Genomic DNA, 3,516 nt, shown 5'->3' on the forward strand with positions numbered 1-3,516 from the left:
GCGGCGCTGAGCGCGGCCCTGCCCGACGACGGCGACCGAGAAGCCCTCCTGCAGCAGGCGCTCATGCGCGCCGCGGAAGAGTACGAAGCGGGGTAGTTTACGGCAGCCGTTCGTCTGGTTGGCTTTCTCTCCACCGGAGTTCATGTCGTGTCCGTCTTTCGATTTCCGCCGCCTCGCTCGCTGTCGGTGCTGACGGCGCTGGCGGTGATGAGCCCCTCCGTCGTCTGGGCGCAGGCGAAGTCCGGTAGCACGTCGTCGATGCCCGGCTACTCGCCGGGGGCCGCCGCCACGCAACGTCGCCTCGAGCAGGAGGCCATTCAGGGGCCGCAGGCCACGCGGGCGCGGACGCACTCCGCCGCACTGTCGAAGGAGCCGCATGTGGCCGGCACACCGGCGCAAAAGCGCACCGCCGACTACGTGATCGCGCAGATGAAGGCGATGGGACTCGAGACCGAGTTGCGGAGCTACGACGTGTATCTGCCGCATGCCACCGGCGTGAAGATCACGCGCATGGGGCGCGACACGGCCGTGCTCGACGTGCAGGAGCCGGGTATCCCGAGCGACGCATCCACGATGCTGCCGCAGTATCTCCCGGTGAACGGATACGGCGGCGCGGGGGTGGGTGAAGGCGAACTGGTGTTCGTGAACTTCGGCCTGATCGAGGACTACGCCACGCTCGACTCGATAGGTGTGTCGGTGAAGGGGAAGGTGGTGCTGGCGCGGTATGGGCGGAGTTTCCGCGGCATCAAGTCGCGCGAGGCGGAGAAGCGTGGGGCGGTGGCGGTGCTCATCTACACCGATCCGCTGGACGACGGCTTCGTGCAGGGCGATGTGTATCCCGAAGGACCGATGCGTCCGTTGCGCGGACTGCAGCGCGGCAGCGTGTTCAACGGCACGGGCGATCCGCTCACGCCGGGATACGCCAGCAAGCCGGGGGTGCCGCGTCTCAAGCCGGAGGAAACGGCGGTGCCCAAGGTGCCGGTCGTGCCGATCAGCGCCGCGAATGCGCAGGCGTTGCTGGCGCAGGTGCGGGGCACCGATATCCCCCGCACCTGGCAGGGCGGCATGGCGCTGCGCTATCACGTCGGCCCGGGTCCGGTGCGCGTGCGCGTCGAAGTGACCACCGACGAAGCGACCGCCGGTACCAAGCAGATCCACAACACGCTCGGGTATCTGCGTGGCAGTACGTACCCGAACGAATACGTGTACATCGGCTCGCACCGCGATTCGTGGGGCCCCGGCGCGGCGGACAACATCTCCGGCACGGTGAGCGTGCTCGAGGCTGCGCAGTCGCTCTCGGAGATGGCCAAGCGCGGCGATCGCCCCAAGCGCACTATCGTGTTCGCCACCTGGGATGCCGAGGAGTGGGGGCTGGTGGGCAGCACCGAGTACGTCGAAGACGACTCGCTGCGTCTCAAGGCCGGCGCGGTGGCGTACCTCAATCAGGACGTCTCAGCGCAGGGCTCACAGTTCGGCGGCGGCGGATCGCCCTCGATGCGGGCGATGCTGCGTGACGTCACGAAGCAGGTGCAGGATCCGCGTGGACGCGGCACGGTGTACGAGACGTGGCGGTCGGCCACCGGTACACGCGCCGACACGCTCGAGCCGCCGATGGGTGATCCGGGTGGAGGCAGCGACTTCGCCGGCTTCTACAACCACTTCGGTATTCCGATGGCCGACTGGGGCTTCGGTGGCCCGTCCGGCATTTACCACTCGGCGTACGACACCTTCGACTGGATGGAGCGCTTCGGCGATCCGGGGTTTCAGTATCACGCCACGGCCGCGCGTATCGGGGCGGCGACGTTGCTGCGCCTCGCCAACGCCCAGGTGCTGCCGTATGACTACGCCGAGTTCGCGCGGACGATGCAGCGCTACGTGGCGCCGGTCGAGCGTGGGCTCACGCAGAAGGGGTGGAATGCCGCGGCGACCGCCCCGCTGACGGCGGCGATCGCCCGCCTCGAGACCAGCGCGAACGCCTTCGCTGCGACGCGTGATGCGGCGCTGGCCGCTGGCGTGGCGCCGGCTGCGCACGCGACGGCCAATAGCGCGCTGCTGCGCGTTGAGCGTGCACTGGCCCGCCCGACCGGCCTCAAGAGCCGTCCGTGGTATCGGTCGCTGATCTACGCGTCGGATGTCGACAACGGCTACTCGACGATGAGCTTCCCGGGTGTGAACGAATCGATTCGCTACGGAACGCAGGCGGAAACGATCAGCGAGATCAACGATCTCGCCGCGCGATTCGGCGCGGCAGCCGACGCGGTCGATGCGGCGCGCACGGCGTTGTCGACGCCCGCGAAGCGCTGATCGTTCGGTCGTGTACGATCTCTCCGATCCTCGCTACGCGCGACAGCTGACGCTGCGGGGCTTCGGCCCCGCCGCGCAGGACAAGCTGGCGACGGGGCGGGTCCTGATCGTGGGCGCCGGTGGGCTTGGCTCGCCGGCGGCGAGCTATCTGGCGGCGGCCGGTGTGGGCACGATCTCGCTGGTGGATACCGACGTGGTCGACGTGACGAACCTGCACCGGCAGCTACTGTACACCACGCCTGATGTGGGACGGGCCAAGCTCGATGTCGCGCGCGAGCGTCTGTACGCCATCAATCCGCAGGTGGTGGTGCATACGCACGACACGCGACTCACCGCGCAGAATGCGGCGGCGCTGGTGGCGGGGCACGACGTGGTGATCGATGCCACGGACAACTTCCCTGCCCGGTACGCGATCAACGACGCCTGTCTCGCGCACGGGGTGCCGTTCGTGTACGGCAGCGTGGCGCGATTCGACGGCCAGGTGAGCGTGTTCGCCGCCCCCGGGGGACCCTGCTATCGCTGCCTCTTTCCGGAGATGCCGGCGCCGGGTACGGTGCCCACCTGTGCCGAAGAGGGGGTACTCGGTGTCGTGCCCGGCGTCATCGGGTTGCATCAGGCCACGGAAGCGATCAAGCTGCTCGTCGGCATCGGCACCCCGTTGGTTGGTCAGCTGCTGCTGGTGGACCTATTGGCGCAGGACACGCAGCGTATTGCCGTCGCCCGACGCCCTGACTGCCCGGCGTGCAGCGACGTGCGCACTCCCTCTCTCCCCTCCATGTCGATTCAGCATCTCGATCCCACTCATGTTGCCGCGCTGCTCGCGAGCGACGACGCGCCCATCATCATCGACGTGCGCGAACCGTGGGAGTACGACCTCGTGCATCTGCCGGTGAGCACCCTCATTCCCCTCAGTACGCTGTCTGCCCGGGCGAACGAGCTGGACCCGACCCGCTCGTACGCGCTGCTCTGTCACCACGGCATGCGCAGTGAAATGGCCGCCAATTGGTTGCTGCAGCACGGGTTCACGCGCCTCATCAACATCGATGGCGGGATCGATGCGTGGAGCATGGACGTCGATCAGTCGTTGCCGCGCTACTGACCGCTCGCGCCAACTGGCACCCGCATGACGTTCTGGCGCGCTGCCGCGCGTACTCGCTTCGAGGCGGCGCACGCCCGTCGTTTTCGCTTCGATGCGCAGGGTATTGTGGAGGG

The 3,516-nt window shown here is 68.0% G+C and carries 2 protein-coding genes; both read left to right on the plus strand.

The annotated features are described in order from the left end of the window. Positions 1-147: 147 nt before the first annotated feature. Positions 148-2,304: a M20/M25/M40 family metallo-hydrolase gene (locus ACIRA7_RS15835; protein WP_396221802.1), complete on the plus strand. Its 2,157-nt coding sequence runs from the start codon at positions 148-150 to the stop codon at positions 2,302-2,304. 10 nt (positions 2,305-2,314) lie between these two features. Next, positions 2,315-3,403 (plus strand): molybdopterin-synthase adenylyltransferase MoeB, encoded by a 1,089-nt coding sequence (gene moeB, locus ACIRA7_RS15840; RefSeq protein WP_396221803.1) that lies wholly within the window; start codon positions 2,315-2,317, stop codon positions 3,401-3,403. Positions 3,404-3,516 lie beyond the last annotated feature (113 nt).

It is taken from the genome of Gemmatimonas sp., assembly GCF_044376735.1.
Taxonomy (GTDB): Bacteria; Gemmatimonadota; Gemmatimonadetes; order Gemmatimonadales; family Gemmatimonadaceae; genus Gemmatimonas.